The organism is Dorea phocaeensis (assembly GCF_900240315.1).
GTDB classification, from domain to species: Bacteria; Bacillota; Clostridia; order Lachnospirales; family Lachnospiraceae; genus Dorea_B; species Dorea_B phocaeensis.
In genome coordinates this window covers 199,018-218,361 of record NZ_OEPZ01000003.1, presented here as the reverse complement: position 1 = coordinate 218,361, position 19,344 = coordinate 199,018, and the positions used below count along the sequence as shown (strand labels likewise).

The following is a 19,344-nucleotide window of genomic DNA, read 5'->3' as shown; positions in this document are numbered from 1 at the left end:
AATGAAAAAATCAGGTTATTATTCTTCCGGTGAATTTGCCCGCATGGCCCACGTGACCTTGCGGACAATTCGCTATTATGACAAACAAAATATATTAAAACCCTCTTTTGTGACAGAAGCCGGTGCAAGATTTTATACAGATGAAGATTTTGCCAGACTTCAGCAGATTCTGCTTCTGAAATATCTTGGGTTTTCGTTGGATGATATTCGGGAAATGACGATCGCGGATTCTGATTATCATTTTATGGTGGATTCACTAAAGCTTCAGCTAAAACTGGTGCAGGATAAGATTGAGCAGATGCAGCTGGTAGAAAAGGCAATCCGTGATACGACGGAAGTGATTCAGGAGGAGCATACAGTGGACTGGAGCCGAATGCTGAACCTGATCCATCTGACGGGAATGGAAAAAAGTCTGAAAAATCAGTATCAGGATGCGTCGAATATTTCTGCCAGGATCAATCTTCACAGCCTGTATGCAAAGAATCAAAAAGGATGGTTTCCTTGGATTTTTGAACAACTTCCGTTTGGAGACAACAGTCGTATTCTGGAGGTTGGATGCGGGGATGGAGCTTTATGGAGAGAGAATGAGAAGGAGCTTCCTGGGAAGATAGAAGTCATTCTTTCGGATGTTTCGGCAGGAATGCTGCGGGACGCAAGGCGTACAATGGGAAGTAAGGACAAGCGGTTTTCTTATCAGAGCTTTGATTGTCATAAGATTCCATACCCAGATCAGAGTTTTGATTTGGTTATTGCAAATCACGTGTTGTTTTATTGTGAAGATATCGAAAAGGTATGCCAAGAGATTTATCGGGTATTGAAGCCCGGCGGTGTGTTTGTGTGCAGTACCTATGGCAGCAGACATATGAAAGAGGTCAGTGATCTGGTACAGGGATTTGACGAACGGATTGTACTATCGGCAGACAAGCTTTATGAACGGTTTGGAAAAGAAAATGGGGCAGATATTCTAGAAAAGTATTTTCAAAGTGTAGAATGGAGAGAATATGAAGACAGTTTGGTGGTACCTGATCCGGAACCGCTTATTTCTTATGTGCTTTCCTGCCATGGGAACCAGGCGCAGTATTTGGTAGAGCGGTACAATGAGTTTCGTGGATATGTGAGAAAAAAGACGGTTGGAGGGTTTCAAATTACGAAAGAAGCCGGCATTTTTCTTTGTGCAAAATAGACAAATTTAATAAATTTGTAACAAAATGTAAAAAAAGACTTGAAGGTGACCTAGCGTCACCTTTTATAATATGAATAACATAACCGAGAAACGATGAACAAACCTATCAATATGATAGACATGAAAGGGAGGTTCCAAATGAAAGGAATTATATTAGCAGGAGGATCTGGCACGCGTCTGTATCCATTGACAATGGTAACATCCAAACAGCTGTTGCCAATTTATGACAAACCGATGATTTATTATCCGATGTCTGTATTGATGAATGCAGGGATCCGCGATATTTTGATTATTTCGACTCCGCAGGATACACCAAGATTCCAGGAGCTCTTAGGAGACGGCCATCAGTTTGGCGTGCAGTTATCTTACGCTGTTCAGCCAAGTCCGGACGGACTGGCTCAGGCATTTATTATCGGAGAGGAATTCATTGGCGACGATACAGTGGCAATGGTTCTGGGCGATAATATTTTTGCAGGTCATGGATTGAAGAAGAGATTAAGAGCGGCAGTTGAAAATGCAGAATCAGGAAAAGGCGCTACTGTGTTTGGCTATTATGTGGATGATCCGGAACGATTTGGAATCGTGGAATTTGACCGTGAAGGAAAAGCAGTTTCTATTGAAGAGAAACCAGAGCGGCCAAAGAGTAATTACTGTGTAACCGGTCTTTACTTCTACGATAATAAGGTGGTAGAGTATGCGAAAGGGCTGAAACCAGGAAAGCGCGGCGAATTAGAGATTACAGATTTGAACCGTATTTACTTGGAAGATAACCAGCTGAATGTAGAACTTTTAGGACAAGGATTCACCTGGCTGGATACCGGAACCCATGAAAGTCTGGTAGATGCGACGAATTTTGTGAAGACGATGGAAACACATCAGCACCGTAAGATTGCATGCCTTGAGGAAATTGCTTACTTAAATGGTTGGATCAGCAAAGAGGAAGTGATGAAGGTATACGAAGTTCTGAAGAAAAATCAGTACGGACAGTATCTGAAAGATGTATTGGACGGCAAATATCAGGAAAACCTGTATTAAAAGGCCGATCAAAAGTATTAATAAATCAAAGATATTTACAAATCAAAGAGAGATGGAGAGAAAAAACATGATGACAATTATTGTAACCGGAGGAGCCGGATTTATTGGAAGTAACTTTGTATTTCATATGTTGAACAAATATCCAGATTATCGGATCGTATGTCTGGACTGCTTAACTTATGCAGGAAATCTGTCTACACTGGCACCGGTAATGGACAACCCGAATTTCCGTTTTGTAAAGGAAAGCATTACAGATCGTGAAGCAGTGTACAAATTGTTTGAGGAAGAAAAACCGGATATGGTGGTAAACTTTGCAGCAGAAAGCCACGTGGATCGTTCTATCGAGAATCCGGAAGTGTTCCTGGATACGAATATCAAGGGAACAGCCGTACTGATGGATGCCTGCAGAAAATATGGAATCAAACGTTACCATCAGGTGTCTACCGATGAAGTATACGGAGATCTGCCATTAGACAGACCAGATCTGTTCTTCACCGAGGAAACACCGATTCATACAAGCAGCCCTTACAGTTCTTCTAAAGCGGCAGCAGACCTTTTGGTACAGGCATATCACAGAACCTATGGACTGCCAGTAACCATCAGCAGATGTTCCAATAACTACGGACCATATCACTTCCCAGAGAAGCTGATTCCGCTGATGATTGCAAATGCACTGAATGATAAGCCGATGCCAGTATATGGAAAGGGTGAAAACGTTCGTGACTGGCTCTATGTGGAAGATCACTGTAAAGCAATTGATCTGATCATTCATAACGGCCGTGTGGGAGAAGTTTATAACATCGGCGGTCACAATGAGATGACCAACATTGATATTGTGAAGATCATCTGTAAAGAATTAGGAAAGCCGGAGAGCCTGATTACGTATGTGGCAGACCGTAAAGGTCACGATATGCGTTATGCAATTGATCCGACAAAGATTCACAATGAACTGGGATGGCTTCCGGAGACAAAGTTTGCAGATGGAATTAAAAAGACTATCAAATGGTATTTAGAGAACAAGGAGTGGTGGGAGACCATTATTTCCGGAGAATACCAGAATTATTATGAGAAAATGTATGCAAATCGCTAATCGTTAGACGTAAGGAGTGTAGATCGTATGAAAATATTAGTGACAGGTGTGGCTGGACAGCTTGGACACGATGTGATGAATGAGCTGGCAAAGCGCGGATATGAAGGAATTGGTTCTGATATTAAAGAAGAATACAGTGGAATTCAGGATGAAACGGCAGTTTGTACGATGCCTTACGTTCAGATGGATATTACGGACGAGGCTTCAGTACGAAGAGTGCTGACGGAGACAGCGCCGGATGTCGTGGTACACTGTGCGGCTTGGACGGCTGTGGATCTGGCAGAAGATGATGACAAGAAAGAACTGGTTCGTGCAATCAATGCGACAGGAACCAGATACATTGCAGAAGAATGCAAGAAACTTGATTGCAAATTGGTTTATATCAGTACGGATTACGTGTTTGACGGTCAGGGAAGCAAGCCATGGGACCCGGACTGCAAGGATTATAAGCCGTTGAATGTCTATGGAGAGACGAAGCTGGAAGGAGAACTGGCAGTGTCTGATCTTCTGGAAAAATATTTTATCGTTCGTATTGCATGGGTATTTGGAAAAAATGGTAAGAACTTTATCAAAACCATGCTGAACGTAGGAAAGACACACGATAAGCTGACCGTAGTAAACGATCAGATTGGAACACCAACCTATACGTACGATCTGGCAAGACTTCTGGTAGATATGCTGGAGACGGATAAGTATGGATATTACCATGCAACCAATGAAGGCGGATATATCAGCTGGTATGATTTTACGAAAGAAATTTTCCGTCAGGCAGTGGAGTTAGGCCATACGGAGTATTCAGAAGAACGGCTAAGCGTAGCGCCGGTAACGACGGCGGAGTACGGAATTTCTAAAGCGGCAAGACCATTTAACAGCCGTCTGGACAGAAGAAAGCTGGTGGAAAATGGATTTACACCACTTCCAACCTGGCAGGATGCTCTGAACCGTTATCTTAGAGAAATTGAATTTTAAATTAAGACAGAAGAAGGAGATAAGATGGGACAGATTAAAGTTGAGAAAAATGTAGGCGGCATTGAAGGACTGTGTGTGATTGAGCCGGCAGTACATGGTGATGCAAGAGGTTACTTTATGGAGACTTACAGCCAGAGAGATATGGAAGAGGCTGGCCTTACCATGAATTTTGTACAGGATAACCAGTCGTGCTCTACGAAAGGTGTATTAAGAGGACTTCATTTTCAGAAGGAATTTCCACAGGGGAAATTAGTCAGAGTCATCAAAGGATCTGTATTTGATGTTGCAGTAGATTTGAGAAGCGACAGCAACACCTATGGGAAATGGTTTGGAATTGAATTGACAGAAGAGAATAAGAAACAGTTCTACATTCCAGAAGGATTTGCACATGGATTTCTGGTATTGAGTGATGTGGCGGAATTTTGTTACAAATGTACGGACTTTTATCATCCAGGAGATGAAGGTGGACTTGCATGGAATGATCCGGAGATTGGAATTGAGTGGCCTCAGTTAGTTGGAGAATATAAGGGAAGCGCGTCAGCAGAAGGATATCATTTAGAAGATGGTGCGGCGCTTAACTTAAGCGACAAGGATCAGAAGTGGGCTGTTCTTAAGGATACGTTCCATTTCTAAAGAAATAAAAAGGGGGATTTTACACCTGCGATTTAAAAATCATGGATGTAAAATCTCCCTTGTTTTTCTTTATTTTTGAAAAAGCTTTCGGCTGAACCAGTCTCTTGCATATCCAAAGGTGTGAAGCAAAAGTTCGACCTCTATTACGATATAGTTTGTAAGGTGCTTAAACTGAAACGGAACTTTCTTCTGTGCTTTCATTGTGGCAAGCCCTTCTTTGACTCCGTCTTTATAATCCTTTCCCCAGCCTTTTTTGAGAAAGAATAAATATTTGACCACATAACCAAGAAACAGCGGCAGGAAGTTTAAGATCAGCTGCAGAAGCGGCATATTCTTATAATTCAGATAGACGCTGTTTCTGGCGGAAAGTTTTACCTTAAAAGAGTTGTATTTGGAACCGCTGGTTCCGCTTCCGACATGATAGACGAGCGCTGTCGGACAGTACATATTTTTGTAACCATAGATTTTGGCCCGGTATCCCACGTCGATATCTTCTAAATAAGCAAAATGATTTTCGTCGAAATATCCGATTTTTTCAAAGGCGGATCTGCGATAGATAGCAGCTCCGGCGCAAGCGGTGAAGATCTCATCCGATTCGTTATAATTGGAGATTGGACGCCCGGTTCCGCGGCAAACACCCCAGCCCATCAGCGTGTACAGATCACCGGCACTGTCAATCAGTTCCGGATGATACATTTGGATCATTTTGCTGCTGACAGAGAAAATGCACGGAGATTTTTCAATGGCTTTTACCATTTCTTCTACATAGTGAGGATCCACAGTGGTATCATTATTCAACAAAATGACGTAAGGTGTTGTACTGTGCTCTATCCCTACGTTTACCGCTTTGCTGAATCCATAATTCTGATCGAGGGCAATCACCTCAATGTCAGGGTATTCAGTTTTCATATATGCGACACTTCCATCAGAAGAAGCATTGTCTACAACGAGAATCTTAAAATCACGGAAAGTCTGTTCCTTTAGAGAAGCAAGACAGGGTTCCATGAAGTGTTTTCCATTATAATTTGGAATAATGATCGTAACTTTCATATAATTGACTCCATTTTTACTAGTAATTTCTGAATTATTATAACAAATTATGGGACTATATGCTATATAAACTTCTGATCTTCTGGTAAATGTTGCGAAAATATTAAGAAATGTTAAGAAAAACTACATGTAATGGGTTGTCGTTTCTGGTAAATTATTGTATTATAAAAGATAATGTAGTGATGGCGATGGCTTTTTTGCGCCTTGACTACAATATCTAGTGAAAAATGGGTGGGAAAATTGATTAAAGATAATCAAAAATTATTGAATAGACTTCATGTTGTAATCGATGCGGCTGTAATGATATTTTCGTATGTGGCTGCATGGTATCTTAGATTTAAAAGTGGGATTTTTGAATTGGATCCATGGTTTCTGTCACTTCAGGAGTATATGAAGATTCTGATCGTGATTGTGCCGATGTATCTGATTCTGTATTATATTTTTCAGATGTATACGCCGAAGCGCGTCCAGGGAAGACGGCTGGAAGCATGGCATATTATTCAGGCGAACGCGATCGGTGTTATGGCGTTTATTCTGTTGTTATATTTGATGAAACAGCCTGACTTTTCCAGAAAGATGATTTTTATTTTCTTCTGTACCAACGTGTTTACGGAAGTGACGGTTCGCAATATTATCCGTGAGGCGCTTCGGAATCTTCGGAAGAACGGATATAACCAGAAGCATATTCTGTTGATTGGCTATAGTCGTGCGGCAGAGCAGTATATCGACCGGATCAAAGCGAATCCGGAATGGGGGTACACGATCCGGGGGATTCTGGCAGATAATGTTCCGCGGGGAACAGAGTATAAGGGAGTGAAGGTGATTGGAAGAACAGAGAATCTTACGATTATCCTTCCGGAGAATTGTCTGGATGAGATTGCGATTACGCTGGGACTTTCGGAGTATCATAAGTTGGAGCATATTGTAAGTATGTGCGAAAAGTCCGGGGTACACACCAAGTTTATTCCGGATTACAACAATATTATTCCGACGAAGCCGTACACAGAAGATCTGCTTGGTCTTCCCGTTGTCAATATCCGTCACGTACCACTTAGCAATGCGTTAAATGCGTTTTCTAAGCGATGTATAGACATTTTTGGCGCCGTGGTGGCGTTGGTGCTGTTTTCACCGGTAATGGCAGTCGTGGCAATGATTATTAAGTTCACTTCACCAGGACCGCTGATTTTTAAACAGGAACGGATTGGATACCAGAATCGACCATTTTATATGTATAAATTCCGCTCTATGGTAGTGCAGGAAGAAGCAAAAGAAAAGAAGGGATGGACAACGAAGAACGATCCGCGGGTAACGCCGATTGGAAAGTTCATCCGAAAGACGAGTATTGATGAACTCCCACAGCTTATCAATGTGTTGAAGGGAGATATGAGTCTGGTAGGGCCGCGTCCAGAGCGTCCGCAGTTTGTGGAGAAGTTCCAGGAAGAGATTCCCCGTTATATGGTGAAGCATCAGGTGCGTCCGGGATTAACCGGATGGGCACAGGTGAATGGATATCGGGGAGATACTTCGATTCGAGGAAGAATTGACCATGATCTTTACTATATTGAGAACTGGACGCTGGGCCTTGACTTTAAAATCTTGTTTTTGACATTTTTTAAAGGATTTATTAATAAGAATGCATACTAGTCTTCGTTAGGAGAGAATGAATGAGCAAGAAGAAAAAGCAACGAATGAAAAGAAGAATGACGCCGGAAGAACGCAGAAAACTTCGCAGAAAGAGAAGAAGGAAAAGAATTGCGCTTCTGACGGTGGAGGTCATTATCCTGCTGGTGCTCTGCGCTACAGCTTATGGAATTTTTAAGCTGGATAAGCTGGATATTAATATCTTAGATAAGGACAAATTGGAGGCTTACCGGGATACCGGACCGTATACGAATATTGCACTCTTTGGACTGGATTCCAGAGAGGGTGAATTGGACGGCGGTGTGCAGAGTGACTGTATTATGATTGCCAGCATCAATAATGAGACGAATGATGTCAAGCTGGTGTCTGTATATCGAGATACTCTGCTGCAGCAGGCAGACGGAACCTATGAAAAGGCCAATTCGGCTTATAACCGGGGAGGTCCGGAAGAGGCGATCAGCCTTCTGAACCGAAATTTTGATCTGGATATCCAGAACTATGTCAGTGTCAATTTTAATGCATTGGTGGATGTGATTGATTCGCTGGGAGGAATTGAACTTGATATGACCCAGGAAGAGGCTTTTTACAGCAATGGATATGCTTTTGAAACCGCACAGGTGGTTGGTCAAGAGATGAAGCCGATCAAGGAAGAAGCCGGGACTCAGCTGTTGGACGGGGTTCATGCGGTGGGTTATGCCAGAATTCGATATACGGATGGAAATGATTTTAAACGAACCGAGCGTCAGAGAGTTGTTCTGCAGAAGGTGGCAGAAAAAGCGAAGAAAGCAAATCTTTTGACATTGAATGAAATTGTAGATAAGGTGTTCCCGCAGATTTCTACCAATCTGACTCTGAAAGATATGATGGGATTTGCAGCGAACATTATGGATTATAATATTGTACAGACGGGAGGATTCCCATATCAGGTAACGACGGATGAGAGTGTGAGAGAACACAACGGATCTTATGTCGTTCCGATCGGTCTTCGCTCCAATGTAGAACAGCTTCATCGGGAATTATTTGGAGAAGAGGCTTATGTTCCGTCGGAGAAGGTACAGCAAATCAATGATGAGATTATTTACCTGACGGATATTACAGAAGAGACAGAGGCTTTGAACACAACATTTGAAGGAGATGTGCATGATGAGGGAACGCAATAAAATTATAATGGAATATGGTACTTATATGCTGGCATACTTTGCCAGTTATATTGCTTCCCTTGCGGGACTGCATCTGTTGTCAGGAGCGCTTTTAATTATAGAAGCGCTCTATCTCTATGTACACTGGGTACGGGAAAGTGGAAGCGTGGTAGAGATGCGGGCGCTGTTTACACTGTCCTGGGTCGGCGGGCAGGGAATTGCCTGTTTAAAGCTTAGTGAACTGCAGACGGACTGGCATTATATTACCTGGCTTTGTTTTGGGCTTATTTATCTGGTGTTTGGAATCGGATATGAGTGGGGTCAGAAGTACGTCAAAGTTAGAGAATTTGAACTGGAAAAAAATGAGACACAAAAGAAGAGGCTGTTTCTTTGTATTATGGGGCTGGCAGTGGTGTCTATCCTGTGCTTTGCATTCGAGGCGGTAAAGGTGGGATTTATTCCGGTATTTTCCGATAAACCACATGCGTACTCCTATTTTCATGTATCGGGAGTTCATTACTTTACCATTAGCTGTATTCTGGTTCCAGCGATTACGGTGCTGTATCGGAAGGTCAGCGGACGGCTTGCAAAAGGAGAATTTTTTGCAATTGCATTTGCAAATGTGACGGCGCTTGCAATTCCTTTTTTATGCGTATCCAGATTCCAGCTTTTATTTGCGGTAGGATTTGCAGTGGTGACATATATTATGGTAAACAAAAGAATCCGCCTTCGTACCATGGTGATTCTGCTGGTGGCGATGATCCCGATCTATGTGATTCTGACTATATTTCGGAACCATGATGTGGCATATTTGAACAGCATCTTCGAGATGAAGTGGGATAAGATGCCAATCTTTATCACTCAGCCATATATTTACGTGGCAAATAATTTTGAGAATTTTAACTGTATGGTTGTGGGTCTGACGGAACACACCTGGGGAATCCGGATGCTGTTTCCGTTGTTTGCACTGACGGGATTAAAGTTTGTATTTCCACAGCTGATATCGTCTCCGCTGTTTTTGACGAAACCGGAGTTGACTACGCTGACCATGTTTTATGATGCGTACTATGATTTCGGAATCATAGGGGTCTGCTTGTTTGCAGCGCTCTTAGGTGGAGTTGCAAAAGTATTGGCAAGTATTGTGAAGAAGAGCCGCAATCCGATTGCATATTTGTTCTATGGGCAGATTGCTATTTATCTTGGACTTTCCTTCTTTACCACCTGGTTTAGTAATCCGACTACCTGGTTCTGGCTGATTCTGACAGGCATGATGTATCTGTTTGTGGGATACGATAAGAATAGAAAAGAAAAAAGTGAGGAAAAAGAAGATGGAAATTAATGTGGATGTTGTGATTCCCACTTATCGACCGGATGAGAAGTTTAATCAGTTGTTAAAGCGTCTGGGAAGGCAGACACGGCGAATTCGTCACATCCATGTGATTAATACAAAGTCGGATCATTTCCCGGAGGAAGTAGAACGGATGCCGGGAGTGATTGTGACACACATTGAACCGGAGGAGTTTGACCATGGAGCAACTCGTGATCTGGGGATGCGCCTTACGGATGCCCCGGTAGTCGTCTACATGACGCAGGATGCAGTTCCGGCAGATGAAGAGCTGATCGAGGAATTGGTTCGTCCGCTTTTACTGGATGAGAAAACAGGTGCAGCCTATGCAAGACAGCTTCCAAATAAGGACTGCGATGTAATTGAGCGTTATACCCGTGCCTTTAATTATCCGGACAGAAGCCGGATAAAAAGGAAAGAGGATTTGGAAGAACTCGGAATCAAAACTTTTTTCTGCTCGGATGTCTGCGCGGCATATCGAAGAGATATCTATGAGAAGATGGGGGGGTTCACCAAGAAAACGATTTTCAATGAGGACATGATTCTGGCGGGGCAGATGATTCTGGCGGGCTATCAGGTGGCGTATGCGGCAGAAGCGAGGGTGATTCATTCGCATACTTATTCCGGAAGGCAGCAGTTTCATCGTAACTTTGATTTGGCGGTATCTCAGACAGACCACCCGGAAGTGTTTGAAGGAATCCGTTCAGAGAGTGAGGGAATCCGGCTGGTGAAAAAGACGGCATCTTATCTGATGAAAATTCGGAAACCGTGGCTGATACCGGTACTGATATACAAAAGTGGTTGTAAGTATTTGGGGTATAAATTAGGGCAGAATTACAGAAAATTACCACTGTGGATAGTAAAGTTCTGTTCAATGAGCACGACATATTGGGGGGGATAGCCGAAAAATCTCTATTTTTAATTGAAGTTTGTCGGAAAATGGGGTAATATAGGGAGAGGTGTTACCAGAAGTACGGTGTGAAGAAAGGATATAAGATAATGGCAAAGAAAAGAAGGCACTATCGGCGGGGGCGCAGATCAAGGAGAAGAGGATTTGCTTCCTGGTCATTAGGAAGGAAGATTGGAGCCATTCTTGGAGGAACGGTTGCGCTGGTGGCGACAGCGGGCGCAGTGATTCTGGCAAGTAAATTATCAAAGATAGAGACAGTAAAGCTGGATCCCGAGGAGCTAAGTGTGTCGGAAGAGGCGAGAGAGCGCGGGACAGGTTATTTGAACGTCGCATTGTTTGGCGTGGATTCCAGGGAAGGCGATATGGAGGAAGATACCAGAAGCGATACCATTATGATCGCAAGTCTGAATCGGGAGACTTTGGAGGTTAAGATTTCCTCTGTTTACCGTGATACGATGCTGGAACAGAAAGACGGAACCTTGAATAAAGCGAATGCAGCCTATGCATTTGGCGGTCCGGAAGATGCGATTGCTATGCTGAACCGGAATCTGGATATGGATATCGAGCATTATGTGACGGTGAATTTTGATGCCCTGATCGATGTGATTGATGCGGTCGGCGGTGTAGAAATTGATGTACAGGAAGAAGAAATTTCCTATATCTGCGGATATGCAATGGAGATTATGGATGTAACCGGCAGAGTATCGCCTGGAGTGACAGAGCCGGGACTGCAGACGTTAAACGGTGTGCAGGCAACTGCTTATTCAAGAATTCGTTATACAGCAGGTGACGATTTTAAGCGTGCGGAGCGGCAAAGAGACGTGCTTACCAAGATTGTCGGGAAACTGCAGAATGCAAGCCTTTCTCAGATTAATAAGATCATTGACAAGGTATTTCCGGAAGTATCTACCAACTTTACATTGGCAGAGATTTTGGAGTATGCCAAGGATGCATTTGATTATCAATTAGGGGAAACCGTAGGATTCCCGTTTGATAAGTCCACAGATACGTTGTCTAATATCGGAAGCGTGGTAATACCGGTGACTTTGGAAGATAACGTAAAGAAGCTTCACGAATTCTTCTATGGGGATACAGAAGGATATACACCGTCCTCTACGGTGACGTCAATCAGCAGTAAGATTGTGTCGAAAGCCGGAGACAGGGAAGCGGATGTTGACGAGAAAACGCAGGGCGTTATGCAGCAGCCACAGGACAGCGAGAGAGGAACTGGCGGTACTGGAAATTCCGGCGGTGGCCAAACAGGAAACACAACGACGGGAAATAACGGCGGAAATACAGGTGGAACCACGGGCGGCACTGGTGGAAATACCGGAGGAACCGGCGGAGGACCAAGCGGCCCAGGAGGCAACACAGGAGGTTCAGGCGGTACTGGCGGTGATACAGGAGGCCCCGGCGGAAATACGGGCGGCACTGGTGGTGATACGGGAACCGGCGGCGGTACGGGCGGAACCGATGGAGGCAGCACGGGCGGCACTGGCAGTGGCACCGTTTAGTAAAAAAGACAGAGACAAGAAGAGTTTCGGAGTATAGAAAAAGAGGTAAGATACATGAAGAGAATGAAGAAAGTATTGGCAGCATTGGTCATGGCGTGTATGTTATGTCCGGCGCTTTCTATGGTGGCGTATGCCGCACCGGCAGAGCTTCGGTTTACAGATCCTTCCACTACGGTTGGAGCGGAAGTTGAAGTGACTGCAAAACTGTCGGCGCAGGCGAATGTACAGTCATTTGAAGCAACGTTGACCTATGATTCCAGTATGCTGAAGTTTCAGAGTGGAGATCAAGCAACTGGCGGAGATGGAACGATTACATTAACTGGAAACGGCAGTGGAAGTTCTATGGAGTTTGTATTGAAATTCCAGGCTTTGGCAGAAGGAACAACCAAGATTGAGGTTTCTAATGTGAAAGGTACGGATACTTCCCCGACTGCAATGCAGATTACCAAGGGAAGTTCAGCAGTTACTATTGGCCCTGGGGATCCGTCTTTGATTGCAGAGGAACCGGCAGAGGGCGAGACACCGGCAGCTTCAGGAGAAGGTCCGCAGGTGGAGGTAGACGGAGTTTCTTATACCATTTCAGGTGGTTTTTCCGATGCATTGATTCCGGAAGGATTTGTGAGAGGTGAGGTTACTTTTGAAGGAACGACCTGTGAAGTGATTACGCAGGAAGCCAGCGGAGAGTCTGCGATGTATCTTGCACCGGCAGCAGGCGGAGATGCGGATTTCTTCATGTATAATAGTGACAAGGGTACATTTGCACCATTTGAAGAGGTGGAGATTGCTCAAGGGCGTTACCTGATTATGCTGCGGGATGACGGCAGTGTGAAGGTGCCAAAAGAGTATCAGGAGACAACGCTGACGCTGAATGGAAAAGAATTTACTGCATGGCAGAATACAGAAAATGCAGATTACTATATGGTCTACGCATTGAATGCAGATGGTAAAAAAGCATTGTATCAGTATGATACGGTAGATAAAACCTATCAGAGATACAATAAGGCTGCAGCATCGGCAAAAACTGCGGAGGAAGACACATCATCTCCGAAGGGAATTTGGGGAAAGGTTCTTGGATTTGTTGAGGACTTTTTGGATATCGTAGTCATTCTGGCTGGAATCGTCCTTCTGGTACTGGTTATTGTTCTGATTGTGGTTGCAGTGAAGCTTCGTCATCGGAACTTGGAACTGGATGATCTGTATGATGAGTATGGAATTGATCTGGAAGAAGAGGAAACACAGGCTCCAAATCAGGGACGTGCAGACAAGAAAGCTGGCGGCGCAAAGGATAAACCGGCGGTTCGTACACCGGTGGAGACGACGAGCATTTCTTTGGACGGTGAAGATGACTTTGAAGCTTTCGACGACTATGATGAAGAGTTTGACGATTACGAAGATGATTTTGATGACTATAATGATTATGAGGCGGAAGGATATGATTATGACGATGAGCCGGAAGATCTGATTGATGATCTAGATGATTTGCTCAGCAGTCAGCCGAACAAGAAACGTGGTCATATGGAAGAGGATGATACCTTTAAGGTGGATTTCATCGATATCGATTAAGCGATAAGACATAGGGAGGGTGCAAAAGTGTACCCTTCTTTTTTTGTGAGTTTTTGCTTTGAAAAGGCAGCGCTTTTTAAAATCTTACTTTACAGATAGAATGAGATTTGCTACAATAAACCGCATAGTGCAAAAAAAATAGCTTTTTGTACAAATAAGAAACTCAAAAACAAGCAAAAGCAAGAAGGAGCAGACTTATGTGTGGAATTGTGGGATATATTGGAAATCAACAGGCGGCGCCGATCCTTTTGGATGGATTATCAAAATTGGAGTATCGAGGATATGATTCAGCAGGTATGGCGATATACAATGGTGAGACGATAGAGATGGTCAAATCAAGAGGACGACTGAAAGTGTTAAATGAGTTGACACATGCTGGTGAGACGCTTCCGGGAATGCTGGGAATCGGTCATACCAGATGGGCGACCCATGGATCACCTTCTGATATCAATGCACATCCTCATTTTAATAAAGCGAAGAATATTGCGGTTGTGCATAATGGAATCATTGAGAATTACTTGAAGTTAAAGAAGAAGCTGGAAAAGAAGGGCTATGAGTTCGTGTCTGAGACGGATACGGAAGTGATAGCTCACCTGTTGGATTATTATTACGATGGGAATCCATTGCAGGCAGTGACGAAGATTATGCATCGGATGGAAGGGTCTTATGCATTAGGAATTATCTTTCAGGATCATCCGGAGGAGCTTTATGCGGTACGAAAAGACAGTCCGCTGATCGTAGGGCATACGGACGGAGGAAGTATTCTGGCATCTGATGTTCCGGCTGTACTGAAATATACCAGGAATGTATACTTTATTGAGAATGAAGAAATTGTACGGATGACGGCTGACTCTATGGAATTCTTTACGGTAGATGAAGAACCGGTGGAAAAGGAGTCTACCTGGATTGAGTGGGATGTAAATGCAGCAGAGAAAGGCGGATATGAGCATTTCATGCTGAAAGAGATGTATGAACAGCCAAAAGCAATTGCGGATACATTTTCACCACGGATTAAGGATGGCAGGATTGTGATTGAAGAACTGGGAATGTCAGAAGAAGAGATTCGAGATATTCAGAAGATTATGATTGTAGCATGCGGATCTGCATCGCATGTAGGATATAGCGGCAAGTATATTCTGGAGGGACTGGCACGGATTCCGGTAGAAGTGGATATGGCATCGGAATTCCGGTACCGTAATCCGATTCTGGATGAGCATACGCTGGTGATTGTTGTCAGTCAGTCCGGAGAGACGGCGGATACCCTGGCGGCTTTAAGAGAGTCGAAAAAGAGAGGGGCAAGGGTGCTGGGAATTGTTAATGTTGTAGGAAGCTCAATCGCAAGAGAAGCGGATAATGTAATGTACACTTGGGCAGGACCGGAGATTGCCGTTGCAACGACGAAGGCCTATTCTGCGCAGCTGATTTCTATGTATCTTCTTGCTATGAAATTTGCGCAGGTAAAAGGACGATTGAGTGAGGAAGAGACAGCGTCTATGCTGGAGGACTTGAAAGCCCTTCCGGCACAGGTAGAAATGCTTTTAAATAACAAGGAAAATATTCAGAAATTTGCCAACCGATATCTGGCAGCGAAAGATGTGTTCTTTATTGGACGCGGTATTGACCATGCGATTTCTATGGAAGGCTCCCTGAAATTAAAGGAGATTTCTTATATTCATTCCGAAGCATATGCGGCAGGAGAATTAAAGCATGGTACGATTTCACTGGTGGAAGAAGGAACACTTGTGGCGGCAGTTCTGACGCAGAAGGAACTTTATAAGAAAATGATCAGCAATATGGAAGAGGTGCGGACCCGTGGGGCATTTGTGATGGCGGTGACCGGCGAAGGGAATACGGAAGTAGAACGTGCGGCAGATTATGTGATCTATATTCCGGAAACCAATCCTTACTTTGCCAACTCCCTGGCTATTATTCCGCTTCAGCTGTTTGCCTACTATATCGCTGTTGGACGCGGATGTGATGTGGATAAACCAAGGAATCTGGCAAAGTCTGTGACGGTAGAATAAAAGTTCTGTTATTCTTTGATCAGATCTTCAAGGGAGCGGAAAGAATATCCCATATCTTCCCATTTGCCAAGTAGTTCATCGAGAATTTCCGCATTGGTGTCAGACGTGTTGTGAAGCAGCACGACAGCACCTGGATGGACGCGGGGTAAGAGCTTGGCGAAGGCTTCCTCTTTCGTTGGCTGATTGTCTTCGTACCAGTCCACATAGGCAAGGCTCCAGAAGAAGGTGCGATAGCCAAGCTCCTTTGCCATTTGAAGATTCCCAGGACTATAGATTCCCTGGGGCGGACGGTAAAAGCGGGTCATCTCTTCCCCGGTGATTTCCTGATAGAGCTTTTCTACATCAGAGAGCTCTTTGGCAAATGCTTCTTTGGTGGAAATTTTTGACATATCCGGGTGATGGAAGGTATGGTTGCCAACGATATGACCGTCTTTTCGCATCTGTCGGATGAGATCGGGGCTGGTTTCCAGAAAGTTTCCGACGACGAAAAAGGTGGCTGGAGCGTGGTGCTTTTTTAACGCTTTGAGGATGGCAGGTGTATTGCCGTTTTCAAATCCACAGTCGAAAGTAAGGTAGAGGACCTTTTCTTTCGGATTCCCAATGTAATAGGCCCAGGAAGCAGAAAGCTCTTCGGGGGTGGCATTTGCCTGAGGAGACGCTCCTTCCTTAGGAAAGCTTAAGCCCCAGTTTTCGGAAGCAGGGGCAGTCCCAGAGCCGGAAAAGGCGGAAGAAGTAGTTTCTTCCGCCTTTTCTTTTGTATATTTGCCCGCATACTGCCCTGCAAGGAAACAGCAGGTGAACAAGAGAAGAACAGAACCAAGTTTACAGAAGAGTCGAAAGGATAGTTTTTCACGCAGCATAAGAACTCCTGAAAGGATGATTGCTTTATTCTATGTACAGTGCCTTGAAATTATGAGAATGAATCTTGAATTCGAAGAGAAGTGAGGGTATAATGGGAAAACGTAGATAAATGGAGGAGCATTTGAATGGAGATTAGTAAGATAGAAGAAAAAATTAGGATAGAAACGTTTGAAGAGATGGAAGAATTGACGCAGACGCTTAGGAAAATTCAGAAAGAATATCCGCAGGAAGAGTACGCACTGGAGCATTTGTATAAAAAGTATCAGACTTTTGTAAAGCCGGGAATGGAACAGAAAGAGAGATTTTCCATGTTGATCCGGGCAGCGGTGGAGCTGACGACGCAGGAGGCACCCAAATGGGAAATGATTGCAGCCAGGCTTCTGATGCTGGAATTTAATCGGGAGCTTGAAGAAAACAGGAAGAAGTGTCAGATTCACAGCTTTTATGAGAACCTTAAGTATCTGACAGAGCAGGGGCTTTATGGGGCGTATATTCTTGAAGCCTACAGCGAGGAAGAAGTGAAACGGTTGTCGGAATTTTTGGATGAGAGTCGGAATGATCTGTTTAACTATTCTGGACTCTCCCTTTTACTTGGAAGATATGTGATTCGTACCGGAAAAGGAGTGCCGATGGAATCACCCCAGGAAATGTTTTTGGGCATTGCCATGCATCTTGCTATGAAGGAGAAGGTTGAACGAGAACGGTGGGTTCGGCGTTTCTATGATATGTTAAGCGAACTGAAGGTGACGATGGCAACCCCGACTTTATCCAATGCAAGAAAACCTTACCATCAGCTTTCATCTTGTTTTATTGACACGGTGCCGGACAGCCTGGATGGGATTTACCGGAGTATCGATAATTTTGCCAAAGTAAGTAAATTTGGTGGCGGTATGGGAATGTATTTTGGAAAAGTGCGGGCAAGCGGCAGTGCGATTCGGGGATTTGAAGGCGCCGCAGGCGGTGTGATCAGGTGGATCAGACTGGCGAACGATACCGCAGTGGCAGTGGATCAGCTGGGGGTGCGCCAGGGAGCAGTTGCTGTTTACCTGGATGCCTGGCATCGGGATCTTCCGGAATTCTTGAATCTGCGTACCAATAATGGAGATGACCGTATGAAAGCTCACGATGTATTTCCGGCCGTCTGTTATCCTGATTACTTCTGGCAGCAGGCCAGGGATCATATTGAAGGGGACTGGTATCTGATGTGTCCACATGAGATCCTGACGGTAAAAGGATATGCATTAGAAGACTGCTTTGGAGAAGAATGGACGGAGAAATACTTAGACTGCGTGCAGGATAAACGGATTCAGAAGCGAGTGATTCCGATCAAGGATGTGATTCGTATGATTATTCGAAGCGCAGTGGAGACAGGAACCCCGTTTACATTTAATCGGGATCTAGTCAATCGAGCAAATCCAAATCGACATAAGGGAATGATTTACTGTAGCAATCTCTGTACAGAAATTGCACAGAACATGAGTGCCATTGATCAGGTGGAGCAGCGGATCGAAACGGTGGACGGCGAGACGGTTGTGGTAACGGTTACAAAGCCGGGAGAGTTCGTGGTCTGCAATCTTGCAAGTCTGTCTTTGGGAAGGCTTAATCTGGAAGATGATGCAGAAGTTCTAGAAGTGACGGAAAGTGTGGTGCGTGCGCTTGATAATGTCATTGATCTGAACTTTTTCCCGGTTCCATATGCGAAGATCAACAATGAAAAGTACCGGCCGGTGGGACTTGGAGTCAGCGGATATCATCATATGCTGGCCAAAAGGGGAATCGCTTGGGAAAGTGAAGAGCATCTTGCATTCGCAGAACGTGTTTTTTCGAAGATTCATTATGCTGCGGTAAAGGCAAGCTGCAAGATCGCGAAGGAAAAAGGATGCTATGCGTATTTCGAGGGAAGTACCTGGCAGACAGGGGATTATTTTAGAGAACGGGGGTTAACGGACGATGCATGGAGAAAGCTTCAGGAGGAAGTGGCAGAATATGGGCTTCGGAATGGCTATCTTATGGCAGTAGCGCCGACCAGCAGTACCAGTATTATTGCAGGAACGACCGCTGGACTGGATCCGGTGATGAACCGTTATTTCCTGGAGGAAAAAAAGAATGGCCTGATGCCGCGAGTGGCACCGGATCTGTCTATGGATACCTATTGGTATTATAAAAATGCGCATCATATTGATCAGACCTGGTCGGTGCGCGCCTGTGGAGTAAGACAGCGTCATATCGATCAGGCACAGAGTATGAATCTTTATATTACCAATGAGTACACGTTCCGTAAGGTGTTGAATCTTTATCTTCTCGCATGGGAAGAAGGTGTGAAGACGATTTATTATATCAGATCCAGAAGTCTGGAGGTTGAAGAATGTGAAGTGTGTTCATCCTAA

General features: G+C 44.3%; 15 protein-coding genes. 13 read left to right on the top strand and 2 right to left on the bottom strand.

What is annotated here, in order from left to right:
• Position 1: 1 nt before the first annotated feature.
• From C0979_RS08100 to rfbC, 5 genes are all read left to right on the top strand, one after another.
• The gene (locus C0979_RS08100) at positions 2-1,183 is read left to right on the top strand and encodes a MerR family transcriptional regulator (protein ID WP_101695481.1); all 1,182 of its coding nucleotides are present in this window, start codon (positions 2-4) and stop codon (positions 1,181-1,183) included.
• A 138-nt stretch (positions 1,184-1,321) separates the two neighbouring features.
• The gene (gene rfbA, locus C0979_RS08095) at positions 1,322-2,218 is read left to right on the top strand and encodes a glucose-1-phosphate thymidylyltransferase RfbA (RefSeq protein WP_101695480.1); all 897 of its coding nucleotides are present in this window, start codon (positions 1,322-1,324) and stop codon (positions 2,216-2,218) included.
• 70 nt (positions 2,219-2,288) lie between these two features.
• Positions 2,289-3,308 (top strand): dTDP-glucose 4,6-dehydratase, encoded by a 1,020-nt coding sequence (rfbB, locus tag C0979_RS08090; RefSeq protein WP_101695677.1) that lies wholly within the window; start codon positions 2,289-2,291, stop codon positions 3,306-3,308.
• A 27-nt stretch (positions 3,309-3,335) separates the two neighbouring features.
• The gene (gene rfbD, locus C0979_RS08085; protein ID WP_101695479.1) at positions 3,336-4,277 is read left to right on the top strand and encodes a dTDP-4-dehydrorhamnose reductase; all 942 of its coding nucleotides are present in this window, start codon (positions 3,336-3,338) and stop codon (positions 4,275-4,277) included.
• Positions 4,278-4,301: 24 nt separating this feature from the next.
• Positions 4,302-4,910, top strand: a complete 609-nt coding sequence (gene rfbC, locus C0979_RS08080) for a dTDP-4-dehydrorhamnose 3,5-epimerase (protein WP_101695478.1) — start codon at positions 4,302-4,304, stop codon at positions 4,908-4,910.
• A 69-nt stretch (positions 4,911-4,979) separates the two neighbouring features.
• Here rfbC and C0979_RS08075 read toward each other — a convergent pair whose 3' ends face one another.
• Positions 4,980-5,960 carry a glycosyltransferase family 2 protein gene (locus tag C0979_RS08075; RefSeq protein WP_101695477.1) on the bottom strand — a complete coding sequence of 327 codons (981 nt, stop codon included), beginning with the start codon at positions 5,958-5,960 and terminating at the stop codon, positions 4,980-4,982.
• A 240-nt stretch (positions 5,961-6,200) separates the two neighbouring features.
• On the opposite strand from C0979_RS08075, the gene C0979_RS08070 reads away from it, so the two are divergent.
• The 7 genes from C0979_RS08070 to glmS all read left to right on the top strand — a co-directional run bounded on the left by C0979_RS08070 (position 6,201) and on the right by glmS (position 16,096).
• Complete coding sequence (locus C0979_RS08070; RefSeq protein WP_101695676.1) at positions 6,201-7,604, top strand: undecaprenyl-phosphate glucose phosphotransferase; 1,404 nt, start codon at positions 6,201-6,203, stop codon at positions 7,602-7,604.
• 20 nt (positions 7,605-7,624) lie between these two features.
• Positions 7,625-8,761: an LCP family protein gene (locus C0979_RS08065; RefSeq protein ID WP_101695476.1), complete on the top strand. Its 1,137-nt coding sequence runs from the start codon at positions 7,625-7,627 to the stop codon at positions 8,759-8,761.
• Positions 8,745-10,079 carry an O-antigen polymerase gene (locus tag C0979_RS08060; RefSeq protein WP_101695475.1) on the top strand — a complete coding sequence of 445 codons (1,335 nt, stop codon included), beginning with the start codon at positions 8,745-8,747 and terminating at the stop codon, positions 10,077-10,079. Before C0979_RS08065 ends, C0979_RS08060 begins: the two co-directional genes overlap by 17 nt.
• Positions 10,069-10,986 carry a glycosyltransferase family 2 protein gene (locus C0979_RS08055; protein WP_101695474.1) on the top strand — a complete coding sequence of 306 codons (918 nt, stop codon included), beginning with the start codon at positions 10,069-10,071 and terminating at the stop codon, positions 10,984-10,986. Before C0979_RS08060 ends, C0979_RS08055 begins: the two co-directional genes overlap by 11 nt.
• 98 nt (positions 10,987-11,084) lie before the next feature.
• A complete protein-coding gene (locus C0979_RS08050; RefSeq protein WP_101695473.1) occupies positions 11,085-12,509 on the top strand; it encodes an LCP family protein in 1,425 nt (474 codons plus the stop codon).
• 54 nt (positions 12,510-12,563) lie between these two features.
• Positions 12,564-14,072: a cohesin domain-containing protein gene (locus C0979_RS08045; RefSeq protein WP_101695472.1), complete on the top strand. Its 1,509-nt coding sequence runs from the start codon at positions 12,564-12,566 to the stop codon at positions 14,070-14,072.
• A gap of 197 nt (positions 14,073-14,269) precedes the next feature.
• Entirely contained in the window at positions 14,270-16,096 is a 1,827-nt protein-coding gene (gene glmS / locus C0979_RS08040) for a glutamine--fructose-6-phosphate transaminase (isomerizing) (RefSeq protein WP_101695471.1), read from the top strand.
• Positions 16,097-16,104: 8 nt separating this feature from the next.
• On the opposite strand, the gene C0979_RS08035 is transcribed toward glmS, so the two are convergent.
• On the bottom strand, positions 16,105-16,956 hold the full coding sequence (locus C0979_RS08035) for a polysaccharide deacetylase family protein (RefSeq protein ID WP_101695470.1): 852 nt from the start codon (positions 16,954-16,956) through the stop codon (positions 16,105-16,107).
• 126 nt (positions 16,957-17,082) lie between these two features.
• On the opposite strand from C0979_RS08035, the gene C0979_RS08030 reads away from it, so the two are divergent.
• Complete coding sequence (locus C0979_RS08030; protein WP_101695469.1) at positions 17,083-19,344, top strand: ribonucleoside-diphosphate reductase subunit alpha; 2,262 nt, start codon at positions 17,083-17,085, stop codon at positions 19,342-19,344.

Bases quoted from the DNA above. Each gene is read 5' to 3' on its own strand.
- C0979_RS08030 (WP_101695469.1), top strand. From the start codon at position 17,083: ATGGAGATTAGTAAGATAGAAGAAAAAATTAGGATAGAAACGTTTGAA.
- glmS (WP_101695471.1), top strand. From the start codon at position 14,270: ATGTGTGGAATTGTGGGATATATTGGAAATCAACAGGCGGCGCCGATC.
- rfbB (WP_101695677.1), top strand. From the start codon at position 2,289: ATGACAATTATTGTAACCGGAGGAGCCGGATTTATTGGAAGTAACTTT.
- C0979_RS08050 (WP_101695473.1), top strand. From the start codon at position 11,085: ATGGCAAAGAAAAGAAGGCACTATCGGCGGGGGCGCAGATCAAGGAGA.
- rfbC (WP_101695478.1), top strand. From the start codon at position 4,302: ATGGGACAGATTAAAGTTGAGAAAAATGTAGGCGGCATTGAAGGACTG.
- C0979_RS08055 (WP_101695474.1), top strand. From the start codon at position 10,069: ATGGAAATTAATGTGGATGTTGTGATTCCCACTTATCGACCGGATGAG.
- C0979_RS08060 (WP_101695475.1), top strand. From the start codon at position 8,745: ATGAGGGAACGCAATAAAATTATAATGGAATATGGTACTTATATGCTG.
- rfbA (WP_101695480.1), top strand. From the start codon at position 1,322: ATGAAAGGAATTATATTAGCAGGAGGATCTGGCACGCGTCTGTATCCA.
- C0979_RS08065 (WP_101695476.1), top strand. From the start codon at position 7,625: ATGAGCAAGAAGAAAAAGCAACGAATGAAAAGAAGAATGACGCCGGAA.
- C0979_RS08045 (WP_101695472.1), top strand. From the start codon at position 12,564: ATGAAGAGAATGAAGAAAGTATTGGCAGCATTGGTCATGGCGTGTATG.
- C0979_RS08035 (WP_101695470.1), bottom strand. From the start codon at position 16,956: ATGCTGCGTGAAAAACTATCCTTTCGACTCTTCTGTAAACTTGGTTCT.
- C0979_RS08075 (WP_101695477.1), bottom strand. From the start codon at position 5,960: ATGAAAGTTACGATCATTATTCCAAATTATAATGGAAAACACTTCATG.
- rfbD (WP_101695479.1), top strand. From the start codon at position 3,336: ATGAAAATATTAGTGACAGGTGTGGCTGGACAGCTTGGACACGATGTG.
- C0979_RS08100 (WP_101695481.1), top strand. From the start codon at position 2: ATGAAAAAATCAGGTTATTATTCTTCCGGTGAATTTGCCCGCATGGCC.